Annotated in this window: 10 protein-coding genes and 1 pseudogene; 9 read left to right on the forward strand and 2 right to left on the reverse strand. The window is 60.6% G+C overall.

Features of this window, described 5'->3' with window-relative positions; all coding sequences use genetic code 11:
• Positions 1-363 precede the first annotated feature (363 nt).
• Positions 364-590: pseudogene (locus tag F8237_RS36965) on the forward strand (IS701 family transposase); the annotation flags it as partial.
• Here the strand turns inward: F8237_RS36965 and F8237_RS22065 are convergent.
• Positions 536-994 carry an alpha/beta hydrolase family protein gene (locus F8237_RS22065; protein ID WP_244625948.1) on the reverse strand — a complete coding sequence of 153 codons (459 nt, stop codon included), beginning with the start codon at positions 992-994 and terminating at the stop codon, positions 536-538. The pseudogene F8237_RS36965 and the gene F8237_RS22065 sit on opposite strands and share 55 nt — an antisense overlap.
• A 689-nt stretch (positions 995-1,683) precedes the next feature.
• On the opposite strand from F8237_RS22065, the gene mgtA reads away from it, so the two are divergent.
• The 5 genes from mgtA to F8237_RS22095 all read left to right on the forward strand — a co-directional run bounded on the left by mgtA (position 1,684) and on the right by F8237_RS22095 (position 12,001).
• The gene (gene mgtA, locus F8237_RS22070) at positions 1,684-4,311 is read left to right on the forward strand and encodes a magnesium-translocating P-type ATPase (protein ID WP_151647850.1); all 2,628 of its coding nucleotides are present in this window, start codon (positions 1,684-1,686) and stop codon (positions 4,309-4,311) included.
• 992 nt (positions 4,312-5,303) lie between these two features.
• Entirely contained in the window at positions 5,304-5,510 is a 207-nt protein-coding gene (psaM, locus tag F8237_RS37475) for a photosystem I reaction center subunit XII (RefSeq protein ID WP_151650631.1), read from the forward strand.
• Between the two features lie 428 nt (positions 5,511-5,938).
• The gene (locus tag F8237_RS22085) at positions 5,939-7,144 is read left to right on the forward strand and encodes an efflux RND transporter periplasmic adaptor subunit (protein ID WP_151647853.1); all 1,206 of its coding nucleotides are present in this window, start codon (positions 5,939-5,941) and stop codon (positions 7,142-7,144) included.
• 48 nt (positions 7,145-7,192) lie between these two features.
• Positions 7,193-10,459: an efflux RND transporter permease subunit gene (locus tag F8237_RS22090; RefSeq protein ID WP_151647855.1), complete on the forward strand. Its 3,267-nt coding sequence runs from the start codon at positions 7,193-7,195 to the stop codon at positions 10,457-10,459.
• Positions 10,460-12,001: an efflux transporter outer membrane subunit gene (locus F8237_RS22095; protein ID WP_151647857.1), complete on the forward strand. Its 1,542-nt coding sequence runs from the start codon at positions 10,460-10,462 to the stop codon at positions 11,999-12,001.
• Positions 12,002-12,026: 25 nt separating this feature from the next.
• Here the strand turns inward: F8237_RS22095 and F8237_RS22100 are convergent, their stop codons facing one another.
• Complete coding sequence (locus F8237_RS22100; RefSeq protein ID WP_151647858.1) at positions 12,027-12,299, reverse strand: hypothetical protein; 273 nt, start codon at positions 12,297-12,299, stop codon at positions 12,027-12,029.
• A gap of 98 nt (positions 12,300-12,397) precedes the next feature.
• Here F8237_RS22100 and F8237_RS22105 point away from each other — a divergent pair, with 98 nt between their 5' ends.
• The 3 genes from F8237_RS22105 (at position 12,398) to F8237_RS22115 (ending at position 14,771) form a co-directional block, all read left to right on the forward strand.
• Positions 12,398-12,706: a hypothetical protein gene (locus tag F8237_RS22105; RefSeq protein WP_151647859.1), complete on the forward strand. Its 309-nt coding sequence runs from the start codon at positions 12,398-12,400 to the stop codon at positions 12,704-12,706.
• 22 nt (positions 12,707-12,728) lie between these two features.
• Positions 12,729-13,037, forward strand: coding sequence for a hypothetical protein (locus tag F8237_RS22110; RefSeq protein WP_151647861.1), 309 nt, complete (start codon positions 12,729-12,731; stop codon positions 13,035-13,037).
• Between the two features lie 552 nt (positions 13,038-13,589).
• Complete coding sequence (locus tag F8237_RS22115) at positions 13,590-14,771, forward strand: aminotransferase class I/II-fold pyridoxal phosphate-dependent enzyme (RefSeq protein WP_151647863.1); 1,182 nt, start codon at positions 13,590-13,592, stop codon at positions 14,769-14,771.
• Positions 14,772-14,777: the final 6 nt, after the last annotated feature.

A 14,777-nucleotide genomic window follows, 5' to 3' on the forward strand; every position in this document is an offset into this window, starting at 1 on the left:
CTGACGTGCTTCCACGGGACAGCGGTGGCTCTCGGAAGTGCCAGTTCGCACGACGGCCCCTGGAATCCTCATCACATCGATCAGCTGCCGCCGGACGTTCGTAATGCCGTGCTCCGCAGGTGTGGCGGTCGCGCTCAAGCTCTCCACTACTTTGTCACTTATCTCAACCGATCAACGACCGTCAGACTCCATTTCGAGAACCTTCGATGCGATGGCGATAAGACATTCCGGCGAGGCGAGAGTTGCCTGCACCAGGAGTTTGTTGCGTACGGAAAGCATTATCGTCTTGCGAAACACTACTACGCTCCGTGCAATGACTAGCTGAGCACCCTCGCTTTGACCTTTGTATGGCTGTTAGCACTACTTGACCACTTCGAAGGGGGATAAAGGCAAGGTCTTTATCGCCACGCCTTGATGACAATGATCGCCTACGTCCTCCTGCAACATCGGGGCTTCGCATACGCGGAGCAAAAAAAAGAATCAACGGGTCCCCCTCAACCAAACGTGCTCGCCGTTCGTCACGCCATCGTCGATCTCATCCTGCGGCCGCCCGCTCCGCAGTGTCCGTACTGCCGAAAGCAAATCCTTGAAACACAGTGGCGCAAACACATTGCGCCAAAGTAGTGCTAATTCGCCTTCTGTGCGCCAACCCGTCTCGGAGGAAGGCTCCGATTTCCTGATCCAGGAAGTGGACATCGGAGGCGACGCTGCCGGCGGCAGCAGCATGCCCGGTTACGGTCCCGGGACTGATCGTCACCATTTTGACCCGCGGAATGTTCTTGCCCATCGCGATCGGCTCGAACTCGGGATTGAGCAGATCCTTGGTGCCCGTGAGAATGAGTGTTCTCGCCTTGATCGAGCTGAGCGCCTTTGCGGTATCTCCGACGAAGCCGGCCGTCGTCCCGACATCGTGGCGCTCATAGGCCCAAGTCTGGTAGATCCAGTCGTTGGCGTCGATGCCTTCATGGCGGCATTTTCCTGCTGCTCCATCCATGGAAGCACATCAATGCCGTTCTTGAACTGGCCCTGGTACATGTCAGGGGTTCGGGCAGCGAGCAGGTTGAGGATGTCGCGCCAGAGGCGGAAGGCAAACGCGCAGGCGCCTACAGATCAGAAATGATCGCTCGCGCGCCAGAGTCGGGCGCGTCTTCGGAAGGTATCTTCGTTCCGCTCGCGCTGAGTTCGCGGCGGGCGGTTCCCACCTGGAGCCGGCAATGGCAAGGTCACTGGTTCTGCTTATTGCTATCTGTTCGTGACTGCGCTGTTGTGGAGGTGCGCCTGTAAAGGGTGACAAGGGAGACAAAGGCGACCGGTGCTGCGGGGGCGTCTTTGCGGAGATAGCGCGTAATTTCCGGCAACGTCATCGCGTCAGTACCCGTCATTGATGTGTCCAATCGATGAGGCTTTGCCGATCTAGGTGGGCTCGCATGTATATTGGCGCCTTGCTTGCCACCTTTGGGTGCCCGACGATCACCCTAATCCTCATTACTTGACTTGCGGAGGTTGTACCTGAAAGGTCGTTTAACTAGGCCTGGCAGGGGCTGACGGTCATCTTGTGCCTGGTAGAGTCTGCTTTCGGATAAACAGCCTCTTGGGAGCTTCGCGAGCTTTGATCTGCCGCAACGCCTCAAGCCTACTTTCGACGATGGTTGAGCCGCGTGTCAAAAACCGGCGATACCGCACATGAACTTCTGGTCGAAAACGCACATGGAAACCGGCCACATTGGCGCTGAGGCGGCCGTGCATGACGGCTGGCTTGCGGCCATCAGCCGGCTTCAGCCTGAGGAGGCCTGCGCGAAGCTGGGATCCGCTCTGGAAGGCCTGTCTGAGCCCGAGGCCGCCACCCGCGCCAAGAAATTCGGTCCAAATCTAGTCGCGCGCGAACGCAAGGCCACGATACCGGAGGAGCTTTGGTCCCGAGCACGCAACCCGTTGAATGCACTGCTGCTGACGTTAGCGACTGTCTCCTATTTTCTGGGAGACGTACGTGCAGCCGTGGTGATTGCCACTATGGTGGTACTCGCGATTACCACCGCCTTCGTCCAGGAGCACAGGTCGAATGAAGCGGCAGCCCGGCTGCGCGCCATGGTGCACACGACCGCAAGTGTCAGGCGCCTCCCAAGCCGATCGGATGACGTATTCTGCGAAATCCCGATCGATCAGCTGGTTCCCGGCGACGTGGTGAGGCTTTCTGCCGGAGACATGATACCCGCCGATCTGCGCCTGCTGGAAGCCAAGGACCTCTTCGTCAACCAGTCCGCGCTGACGGGCGAATCCATGCCTTCGGAGAAGCACGCGCAGCCGACTTCTGCCGACTGTCAGGACGCCTTCGACCTGCCGAACATCTGCTTCATGGGCGCGAACGTCGTTTCCGGCTACGCCACTGGCGTGATTGTGCAGACCGGCTCGAAGACCTTCTTCGGCCAGCTCGCCCACGAAATCGCAGGCCAGCGCGTGCCGACAGCCTTTGACCTCGGTATCAACAAGTTCACGTGGCTGATGATCCGCTTTATCCTCGTCATGGTGCCGGCCGTCTTCCTGATCAATGGCCTGACCAAGCACGATTGGCTGGAAGCTTTGCTGTTTGCCGTCGCGGTCGCGGTCGGTCTCACGCCAGAAATGCTGCCGATGATCGTGACGGTCAATCTCGCCAAGGGTGCGATCGCGATGTCGCATAAGAAAGTGATCGTCAAACGCCTCAACGCCATCCAGAATTTCGGCGCGATGGACGTATTGTGTACGGACAAGACCGGCACCCTGACGCAGGACCGGATCATCTTGAAGCGGCACATCGACATTCAGGGGCACGATTCGGACGAGGTGCTGGAATACGCCTTTCTCAACAGTCATTTCCAGTCGGGACTGCGGAACCTGTTGGACAAGGCTGTGCTGTCGCATGCCGAACTCGATCAAGTGGTACATGGCGGCGGCTATTCGAAGGTCGACGAAATTCCCTTCGATTTCACGCGTCGTCGCCTGTCGGTGGTCGTCGCGCGCGCAGATGGCACGCATGTCCTGATCTGCAAGGGTGCGGTCGAGGAGATCTTCGCCGTCTGTTCGAATTATTGCCTCGATGGCAGGGTCGGACAGCTCGACGACAGCCGTTTCGAGGCAGCCAGGGAGCAGACCAACGAACTGAATTCCGATGGCTTTCGCGTCGTTGCGGTGGCGTACAAAGAGATGAATTCGTCACGGACCACCTATTCGGTCCAGGATGAGGCCGACCTGACGTTGCTTGGCTACATCGCCTTCCTCGACCCCCCGAAAGAGAGCGCGCGCGAGGCGATCGCGGCGTTGGCGCGCAAAGGCGTTCAGGTAAAGGTCCTCACCGGAGACAACGAAGTCATCACACGCAAGATCTGCCATGAGGTTCAGCTGGACCCAGGCGACATCCTGCTCGGGGCGAGAATCGCCCAGATGAGCGACCTAGAGCTGGCAGAGGCGGCTGATCAAACCACGGTTTTCGCAAAGCTGAACCCTGCGCAGAAGGAACGGGTTGTACGGGCCCTTCACACCAAGGGGCATGTGGTGGGATTTCTTGGCGACGGCATCAACGACAGCCCGGCTTTGAAAGCAGCCGATGTCGGGATCTCGGTGGATACGGCGGTCGATATCGCCAAGGAGTCCGCTGACATCATCCTGCTCGAAAAGAGCCTGCTCGTCCTGCAGGAGGGCGTCACCGAAGGCCGCAAGATTTTTGCGAACATCACCAAATACATCAAAATGGGCGCCAGCTCGAATTTCGGAAACATGTTCAGCGTGCTTGGAGCAAGCATATTTCTGCCTTTCCTGCCGATGGCGCCGATACAGGTGCTGACCAACAATCTTCTCTACGATTTTTCGCAGACGACAATTCCGACGGATAATGTTGACGAGGACTACCTGACATCGCCGCGGAAATGGGATATCGGCAACATCTTCAAATTCATGGTGTTCATCGGGCCGATCAGCTCGATATTCGACTACGCGACCTACGGCATGATGCTCTATGTCTTCCACGCCTGGGACAATCCGCCGTTGTTCCAGACCGGATGGTTCGTCGAATCCCTGCTGACCCAGACCCTGATCATTCACATCATCAGGACTGCAAAAATTCCGTTCATCGAGAGTCACGCAAGCCCGGCGCTGATTGCGACGACGGTGATCATTTGCGCGATAGGAATGTCGTTGCCCTTCACCTGGGCCGGTTCGGCGTTGGGTTTCGTGCCGCTTCCTTGGCTCTACTGGCCACTGGTTGCTGCCATGATGGTGACTTACGCAACGCTCACGCACCTTGTGAAGGTCTGGTTCGTTCGCAGGTGGGGACTTTGACAAGGCCTGTTCGTAGGGAATTCTAGCGCTCCGAGGGGCTATGCTTGCCAAAGGCCATCAGTCCGCCGCTACATTGGCTCGGTTGGCCTTCCGATTGACAATCGTGCTGATCCTTTCTGTGCTTTGGTCCGGGGACACGTCAGTACAAGCGGTGGGCGCCCTCTGCCTCTTGTTTGCTGCAGTAGTATTGTGGACGGCGTACACGAAGCGTGAAAGGCTACTCGGCCCCGGCCTCAATCGCTGGCACGAAGGTGCGTTTCTCGCGGTCGTAGGCTTGGCGTTCTTCTCATGGTTTGGACCGCGATAGCTCTGCCGAGCGACCAGATTGTGCGAAAGTTGCTGGCCGTTGGCGTCCAACCCGATATGAGTTCGGAGTTTTGTTCTTGATGGCGCGTGGCCTGATCCCCGCCATTTCCTCTAAAAACGGGTAGATTCTATCACCTCGGAACGGCTCGGCCAGATAGTCGTGGGCGCCGCTGCGCAGGGCCGTTGACGCGCTCCTGCAAACTGCCCCGCGCGGTCAGCGCCGGTAGCGGCTCCATCTGACGGCGCAATTCGCGCAGCACCGACAGTCGTCGCCGTGGGCCGGCCGAATTCAAGATCATCGCGGCACGGCTGATATTAAGCACCGCCTCGCGCCGACGATCTCGCTCTCATAGCCCGCCGCCGGCCAGTACGCTGGCAACGAGCTGCGACAGCTCGGCATTGTCCTCGACGATCAGAAGGCGCATTTCTGGAGAATTCCGACAAATCCAGTTGGGCAGGCACTGTTACCCGTATTGCCACTCCCATTCGATGCGAATGGGAGCGCCGATTTGCCGAGGCACCGTAAGGCCGGCGTCAGATGATCTTGTTAACATAATCTGGATCGCCGCCGATACCATCAGCGGAGTTGCCGGCGCACAAGCACCTGCCCCGACCGGCCTTCACAGATCCGGAGTTGAACCACGTCGCTTCGATCCAGTCCCACGAACCGTAGGGCCGCACGCTGGATTGCCTTCGTTGCGGCTTTCATCGCTGGTATACTCGCACTAGATCTCGCCATGTCCCTCGGACTGTTCGCCTGGAATGGCGGTTCCTATGCCGCCCCGGACCTTGGGACCCAATCCCGGCAGGCCGCCGTTGCAGCTGTGGCCGCGATCGTTTCGGTCATCGCCCAGATCATCGAAAGGGCCTCGCACTCGAAAGAGGATCGTTAGCGCCGCGCGATCGACGACATCAAAGACGCACGACTTCAGCGCGGGTTCGTCTAGGGCTTCTCTTGCTGCGATTAACCCTGTGGGGGCGAAATCCGAAGTGCAGGTGCGCGTAGATCAATTCGAATTGATTACGGCGCAGGCAAAGCCGCTATGCAATCCACCGGCTTTTTGATCAATCGAACGCCGGCGCGCATCCGGCGCTATCATTTGTGTATTTATATCGACCGGTCACCTCATCGAAAAACAGATAAATAGGCCGCTAGTACTGACCCGTTGCAATACTGGCGTCACAACGCAGTAAGGTTGACGTCAGTTGGGCTTGTTAACAAGATTTCGTCCGTCCCAATCGCCTCACGCAGCGCAGCCTGCGCAGTGATCCGACAGATCCGGACGACGCACATCTGAAGCGGGTAGAACGGGGCTCTGTGATGGCATTTCGCATCAAGCATGCCGGATTGACGGCCGGCATTGCTGCCGTGGCCGTCATCGCCGGCGGCGCTTGGCTCCTGACGCACACCGGCGGGTTGCGCTCCGCCAAGGCAGCGGCACCAGCGGCGGCCCCGAGCGACGTCGATGTCGCGCAGCAGACCGTCGATATCAGCGAGAAGCAGGCCGGCGGGTTGAAGATTCAGGCAGCGGAGGAACGCAGTTTCCGCGTCGTCAAGAACGCGGTCGGCTCGATCGACTTCAACCAGAACATGCTGGTTCAGGCGTTCACGACCAACGCGGGGAGAATCGTCGACGCGACCTTGAACGTCGGTGACTCCGTGACGAAGGGACAGACCCTGTTCACGATCGACAGTCCCGACCTTCTCCAGTCCGAATCCTCCCTGTTGGCGGCGGCCGGCGTGCTTGAGCTGCAAACTCGCACGCTCAATCGCGTGAAGCAGCTCTTGAAGACGGGCGGCGGCGCGCAAAAGGACGTCGATCAGGCGACCTCCGATCAGCAGACCGCGGAAGGCAACTACAAGGCGGCCCGCGATGCCGTGCGTATTTTCGGCAAGACCGAGGAAGAGGTCGACCGCATCCTCGCCGATCGCAAGGTCGATTCGATCCTGCGCGTGCCTAGCCCCATCTCGGGCCAGATCGTGGCCCGCAGCGCAGCTCCCGGCCTCTATGTCCAGCCGGCGAACGCACCGGCACCTTACACGCTCGCCGATCTCTCCACCATGTGGATGATCGCCAACGTCATCGAAACCGACGCTCCCGCCTACCGGCTCGGCCAGCCGGTGGCCGTCACGGTGCCGGCCTATCCGGACGAGGTGTTTCGCGGCACTGTGACGACGCTCGGGGTCAACATCGACCCCGGCACGCACCGCCAGCTCGTTCGTTCTGTGATCGAAGATCCAAGTCACAAGCTTCGCGCCGGCATGCTGGCCACCTTCTCCATCGAGATCGACGGGCCGAAAGCGGCAGTTGCGGTCCCCTCCGACGCGGTCGTCCGCGAAGGTGACGGTTCCATGACAGTCTGGGTCACCACCGACCGGCACCGCTTTCAGAGGCGTGCGGTGAAGGTGGGGCTGGAGCAGAATGGCTGGCGCCAGATCCTCGAAGGCCTGAACGCCGGAGACTTGGTCGCCTCGTCAGGCGCGATCTTCCTCAGCAATAAGTTCGCCATCGCGGCCACAGGCTGATCCTGTCGTAAATTCCCCTCAACTGCCGCTCAGTGCAAGTGTGCGATCTTGATCAAGAGTCTTCTCCAGTTTGGTCTGACCCGTAGTGCGATCGTCGTGCTCGGCCTCATCGTGTTCTGCGCCGCAGGCCTTGCCGCCTTCAGCAAGCTGAATATCGAAGCCTACCCCAATCCGGCGCCTGTCATCCTGGAGATCACCGCGCAGGCCCCGGGACTCTCCGCCGAGGAGATGGAGAAATACTACACGATCCCGATGGAGGTCGGCCTCTATCCGACACCTGGCGTCGTCAACATCCGCTCGACCTCGTTCTATGGTCTGTCCTTCGTCCGCGTCACCTTCCGCTACGGCGTCGATTACTATTTCGCGCTGACGCAGGCCGCCAACAGCATCCAGCAGAACATCCAGCTGCCCGGCAATCTTGTGCCGACCATCCAGCAATCGAGCCTGGTCGGCGAAATCTACCGCTACCGGCTGGTCGGGCCGCCGAATTTCGGCCTGACGAACCTGCGCACCTTGCAGGATTACGTCGTCACGCGGCGGCTGATGACCATTCCCGGCGTGGTGCAAATCAATGCCTGGGGCGGCACCACCAAGCAGTTCAACGTCGATGCCGACCTGTCGAAGCTCGAATCCTACAACATCACGGTACCCCAGCTTGTCTCCGCGCTCGGCAACTCCAACGCCAATGTCGGCGGCCGCGAGATCGCGATCGGGCAGCAGTCGGTCAACATTCGCGGCATCGGCCTGATCGATTCCGGCGGCGCCGACGACGTCACCAAGGGCTACCGGGTGCAGGACATCGAGAACATCGTCCTGACCCAGCAGAATGGGCTGCCGATCCAGATCAAGAACGTCGCCAGGGTGACGATCGGCTACGTCCCGCGACTAGGCATCGCCGGCAAGGACAAGGATGACGACATCGCCGCCGCCATTGTCGTGATGGGACGGACCCAGCATACCAACGACATCATTCCGAAGGTCGAGGAAGAGGTCGCCAAGATCAACAGCGACGGAACCCTGCCGCCGGGCGTCAGGATCGTCCCCTATTACGACCGCAGCGCCCTGGTCGGCGTCACCACGCATACGGTGCTGCATAACCTCGTCTTCGGCTGCCTGCTGGTGTTCGTGATCCAGTGGGTGTTCCTGGGCAATCTGCGCAGCGCGCTGATCGTTGCCGCCAACATCCCGTTCGCGCTGTTCTTCGCCATCATCATCCTGGTGCTTCAAGGCGAGGATGCGAACCTGCTGTCGCTCGGTGCGGTGGATTTCGGCATCATCGTCGATTCCGCCGTCATCATCATGGAGAACATTTTCCGCAATTTCCAGTCAAGCCCCGAGGCCCGTGCCCGCGTGCTGCAGAACCTGTCCGAAGGCTACTACGGAACGGATCCGACCGCGCCGACCCACGGCCAGCCGTCGGCCGCGCGCTGGACCGAGCGGCTCAGGATGATCTTCGTCAGCGCGTTGCAGGTCGACAAGGCCGTGTTCTTCACCGCCGCGATCACGGTGACCGCCTTCGTGCCGCTGTTCACGATGCAGGGCGTCGAAGGCCAGATCTTCGGCCCGATGGCGCGCACCTATGGTTATGCGCTCGCCGGCGCGCTTCTGGCGACCTTCACCATTACTCCGGTGCTCGCTTCGCTGCTGCTGCCCGAGCACATCGAGGAGACCGAGACCGTGATCGTGCGGGCCTTGCGTAGGGCCTACACGCCGGTCCTGCACTGGGCGCTCGGTCGTGTCAGGCTCGCGGTGACCGCGGGTGTCGTCTTCCTCGCCCTCTCCGGGCTTGCGGCAAGCCGGCTCGGCAGCGAGTTCCTGCCCGCGCTCGAGGAAGGCAATTTCTGGATCCGCGCAGCGATGCCGCCGACGATCTCGCTCGACGCCGGCACGGAGGCGACCCGGAAGATGCGCGAAATCCTGCTGCGTCATCCTGAAATCGTCACCGTGGTCTCGCAGCACGGCCGGCCCGACAACGGCAGCGACGCCTCGCCCTTCTCCAACGTCGAACTGTTCGCGCCGATCAAGGCATTCGACGAATGGCCGCCCGGCCTGACCAAGGAGAAGCTGACCGAGGAGTTGCAGAAGGAGTTCGACGACGAGCTGCCCGGGATCACCGTCAACTTCTCCCAGTACATCCAGGACAACGTTGAGGAGGCGCTGTCAGGCGTGAAGGGCGCCAACTCGGTCAAGGTCATCGGCCCCAATCTCGACGTGCTGGAGCAGACCGCGACGAAGGTGATGGAAGTGATGCGCAACGTCAACGGCGTTGCCGATCTCGGCATCTTCCATCTTGTCGGCCAGCCCAATCTCAACATCAAGGTCAACAGGGAGAAGGCCGCCCGTTACGGGTTGAACACCGGCGATGTCACCACGGTGGTTCAGGCCGCGCTCGGCGGCTCGGTTGCCACCAACGTGCTGGAGGGCGATCGCACCTTCGGCGTTGCCGTACGCCTCGATCCCAGATTCCGTCAGAACATCGACGAGATCAAAAGCCTGAAAGTCGCCTATGCGACACCGTCGGGCACCAACGCCTACATTCCCCTAAGCGAGCTTGCCAACATCTCGCTCGATACCGGCGCGCTCTTCATCTATCGCGAGAGGAGCCAGCGCTACATCCCGATCAAGTTCAGCGTGCGCGGTCGCGATCTCGGCTCCACAGTTGCGGAGGCGCAGCAGCGCGTCGCGGATGCCGTGCAGCTTCCGACCGGCTACCGCATCATCTGGTCCGGCGAGTTCGACAATCTCGAGGCGGCAAAGGCGCGCCTCATGATCGTGGTGCCGATAACGCTGCTGCTGATCTTCGTGCTACTCTACAGCCTGTTCAACTCGGTGCGCGACAGCTTGCTGGCGCTTGCCGGCATTCCCTTCGCCGTCGGCGGCGGCCTGATTGCTCTTTTTCTGGCTGGCCTCGATTTCAGCATCTCGGCCGCGATCGGCTTCATCTCGCTGTTTGGCGTCGCGGTGATGGACGGCATCCTCAACATCACTTATTTCCGCGAGCTGAGGGCGACCGGCATGAGCATCACCGATGCTGTCTTCAATGGCGCGGAACAGCGCATGCGGCCGATGCTGATGACCGCGCTGTCGGCCGGCGTCGGCCTATTCCCGGCGGCGCTGTCGCACGGTATCGGCAGCCAGGTGCAGCGGCCATTGGCGACCGTCGTGGTCGGCGGCATGTTCATCGGTCCGCTGCTTCTGCTCGTCGTCGCACCGGCCCTGCGCAAGATCTACCTGTCGCGTGAGCGGGCGCCGTCGGAGGAGGACCATCCGGCGGCATCGCCGCCGCCCGAAGCGGCGCCTCAGGAGGGCGGCTGAATGCGTCGCGTGACAGCCATCCTTACCCGCGGCCTCGTCACCGGCGGCGCGAGCCTCTGGCTTGCGAGCTGCGCGGTAGGCCCGAACTTCAGCCCGCCGCCTGCTCCCGATGTCACCCGCTACACGCCGGAGCCGACCGCCTCACCGCGCAGCTACGCTGGCGGACCGGGCGTGCCGCGGCAACGCTTCGTCGATGGTGCCGATATCCCGACACGCTGGTGGGCAGCCTTCCGGTCCACGCCGCTCAACGAGCTGATCCGCCTGTCGGTGGAGCATAATCCCTCACTGCAGGCGGCCGAGGCCTCGATCAGGGTGGCCAATTTCAACGCGCTGGCGCAGCGCGGCCTGTTCTTCCCGCAAGTGGGGGCGAACTTCACGCCCTCCGACCAGCTGGTCTCGAACGACGTCTCGGGCCCCGGCAACACGCCGCAGTCGCGCTACACATTGTACACCGCCCAGCTCAACATCAGCTTCGTGCCTGATGTCTGGGGTCAGAACGTCCGCAACGTCGAGAGCCTGGATGCACTCACCGAGCAGACCAAATTCCAGCTCGAGGCGGCTTATCTGACGCTCACCGCCAACGTGGTGACGGCCGCGATCCAGGAAGCCTCGTTGCGCGGCCAGATCGCCGCCATCGAGCGCATCATCAAGATCGAGCGCGACATTCTCGCCATCCTCAAGAACCAGTTCAATGCCGGCCAGGCAGCCCAGGTCGACGTGCTGGCGCAGGAAGCTACGCTCGCGCAGTCCGAGCAGACCCTGCCGCCGCTGCAGAAGCAGCTCGCCGTACAGCGCGATCTCCTCACCGCATTGGCCGGGCAGTTCTCCGCAGACGAGATCCTGCAAAAGTTCAACCTGCAAAATCTCACTTTGCCGGCCAATCTGCCGGTGAGCCTGCCGAGCACGATGGTGGCGCAGCGCCCCGACGTGCGGGCGGCGGAAGCGAACATGCATTCGGCCAGCGCCCTGGTCGGTGTCGCGATCGCCGCGCGGCTACCGAACTTCACCATCACAGCCAATCCCGGCAGCACCGCGTTCGCGCTGGCCGATCTTTTCACGCCGGGGACGTTGTTCTATTCGGTCGTCGGTAGCGCGACGCAGACCTTGTTCGATGGCTTCACGCTGTACCACAAGCAGAAAGCCGCCGAGGCCGCGCTCGAGCAGGCCAACGCGCAATACCGCCAGACGGTAGTCACCGCGTTCCAGAACGTCGCCGATGCCGTGCGCAGCCTGCAGGCGGACGCGCGCTCCGTCCAGGCGGCGATCAAGGCGGAGAACGCCGCCAAGGCCAGCCTCGATATCATCCAGAAGCAGCTCGTGCTCGGCCAGGTCAATCAGGTCATCGTGCTGAACGCGCAGCAAGTCTACCTGAATGCCGCGATCGCACGCGTGCAGGCGGTGGCGACGCGCCTGTCGGACACGGCGGCCCTGTTCCTGGCACTCGGCGGCGGCTGGCCGGCCCATTGCACCACGACGGATTGGCGCGCTTGCGTCTTGGCGGACCCTCCCGCCGCGCCTATCCGGGTGAGCGAGACGAGATGATGCAGCCACCTCGCCTAGGGATCGCCTACCAGATCACCAGCGCGCACAGCAGCGCGAGCGGCACCAGCGCCAGTCCGATCGGAACCCATTTGCCCATCTCGGCCGGATTCTTCGGATACAGGAATATCTGGAAGCCGATGAATCCGCAGACCATCACGCCTAGTATGAATCGGAACATGTCGGACGGGGTGTCGTAGGCCGTCCAGAAGCTCTCGTTCTGGGGAGTAGCAACACGAAAGGTGACGACAATCACCACCAGAAGGAAGAGCGTCCGCAGAACAAGACCGAGCAACCGCATTGATGTCATCCAGCGCCGGATAGAATCTTACCACAAGCTGACCAGCCCGTCATGCCCCAGTGCCTAAACGTCCCGCTTCCTTCAGCAGAAAGCTCGCAATGAACTATGGAAGTGTCCGGACAGCCGCCCTTGCGTTCACATTGCTGTCGACGGTGAGCGCCGGCGCTGCGACGTCATCGCGCTGCCATATGGAGGTTCTCTCTTCCGAAGAGCTGCCCTATGCGCTGGTCGGCGACTGGTTGCTGAAAGCCACTGTGCGCATCACCTATCCGCACGGCCCATCTGCCATCTCGACTTTCGTGAAGAGCGCGCCCTGGCAGACCACCCTTCGCCGGGGCGATAACTTCTCGTTCGACTGTGAGCGCCTTAAGGATCTCTGGACAACTTCACTAACGCCAACCCGATAGACTAGCGCCTCCGGAGCCCGACATGGTCAATCTGTTCCTCGGTGCCGTTCACCTCGCGTTGCTCGCGGCCAGCGGCCCAATCGTCAATCAGGCCGATCTGCCCCCGATCGTCGAAGTGCGGATGGTGTGCGACCAGAACTGCAACTGCTGGCCAACGCGCTACCGCGAACACCGGCCGCCACTGCTGGCCGATCGCCCCCACCTCGGCTGTCCGTCACCGGCAGTCGGCCGCCCCGCTCTTGGGTATTACAATGGTCACTACCGCGCTGGCCCCGCAACAGGCGTCGGATTTGACAGTCTCGGAGCCCGCGAATTGCCGTTCCCATTCTGAGGCTGCCTGCAAATCGACCCGCAATTTTAGACGCGGATCCCCAGTTAAGGCAGGGCTATCGCATGTGGCTGAGGAGTTGGGCGAGGAGGCATCTTCCCACCCGGCGAGCTAGACCTCTTACCACACTACCCGGAGATCAGCGCTACCTAGCTTCGGTCAACGGAAGTCAGGCGAGCGTCAGTTGAATATGATACATTGCTCCCGGTCACTGTTCCCGCCCAGGGGATTAGGTGGCTGCGAGGCCCGATTTAGATTCGCCTCCGTTTCCGGGCCTCGCTAAGAAGGGGCGCCTCACTGTCGCTGCCGATTTTCGGTAGCGTTCCCCGGGATGCCCAGCCACACGGAGTCCAGCGCAAGCGCCTCGCGAGCAAGCACTCGATTGGCAAAAATGCTTGCCCGGATCATGCGGAATAAGTGGCTGGTTGTCAGCTTGGTTGACAGCTCCCTATCATCTCCGTTAAGCCGGTTTGATCGTAGAGAGGGCTGGGTAAACCTTTGGAAGATTTAGCAAATCTAGTCGCATGGTACGGAGAGAGGTCAGCCTACGTAGGCATGGAAGTGCTCTCGCTGCCGACGCCGGAGTTTGCTACGTCTTCCGGGCCTCTCGTTTCTTTTAGCACCAACAACTATTTAGGTATCGCTGCGTGTGCTCGCATCAAGGCTGCCGCAAAGGATGCGATTGATCGATATGGCGTCGGAAACTGCGAGTCGCGCCTCCTCTCCGGAAACCTCAGCATATACTCTGACCTCGAAGACCGACTGGCGATTTCAAAGGGACTGCCGAAGGCTCTGCTGTTTGCTACAGGTTATCTAGCAAATCTGGGAGCGCTATCGACGTTACCCCGGGCGACTCTCTACGCGAGAGCACTCGGCTACGATCCTTCATCTGTTGCCAGCTATGCCTATTTTAGCGATCAGTTTAATCACGTGAGCATTAAAGAGGGGATTCGGGCTTCTGGAGCCTCTCGCTTCAGTTATCGCCACCTAGACCTTGATCACCTTGAGCGGAGCCTCCGAAAGAGTACGGCAACGAACAAGATCATCGTAACTGATGGAGTGTTCAGTCAGGACGGCGACATAGCGCCGATCCCTGAGCTTCTCAGTCTCGCAGACCGGTACGATGCGTTTCTTTACGTAGATGACGCGCATGGGACAGGCGTGCTTGGTCGCTCCGGACAAGGAGTGCTCGAGCATTTCGGAATCGTTAGCGATCGGATCATCTATATGGGAACGCTGAGCAAAGCTTACGGCGCCATAGGGGGCTTTGTAGCTGCTAGTCCTCACATTATCGAAGTCCTTCGCCTTGTTTCTCCGGCTCACGGATTCACCTCAGCGATGCCACCAGACCAAATTGCGGCCGTTGAGACTGCGATGGATATAGTCGCCGATGAGCCGGAGCGGCGTGTTCGTTTGTGGGCCAATCAGCGTTATCTGCTTTCGAAGCTCGATGAATTATGTTGTGCGGTTGTGTCGAGATCCACGCCGATCGTGCCTCTTCTCGTTCGCGACGAGATGGCGGCCGTTCGACTTTCATCCATTTTGCGCAAAATGGGCATCCACGTTGATGCCATCAAATTCCCCGCTGTTCCTCTCGGTTCAGCGCGCATCCGCATTCAACTAAATGCCTGTCATACGAAAATGCAGATCGACAATCTGATTGCCGCGCTGGAACAGAATAAATGCCTTTTGCGAGATGGAGGCAAGCGGCTGCTTCATGCAGAGATAGGAGTGTAGGAGTCT

This window comes from Bradyrhizobium betae (assembly GCF_008932115.1).
In the GTDB taxonomy this organism is placed as follows: domain Bacteria; phylum Pseudomonadota; class Alphaproteobacteria; order Rhizobiales; family Xanthobacteraceae; genus Bradyrhizobium; species Bradyrhizobium betae.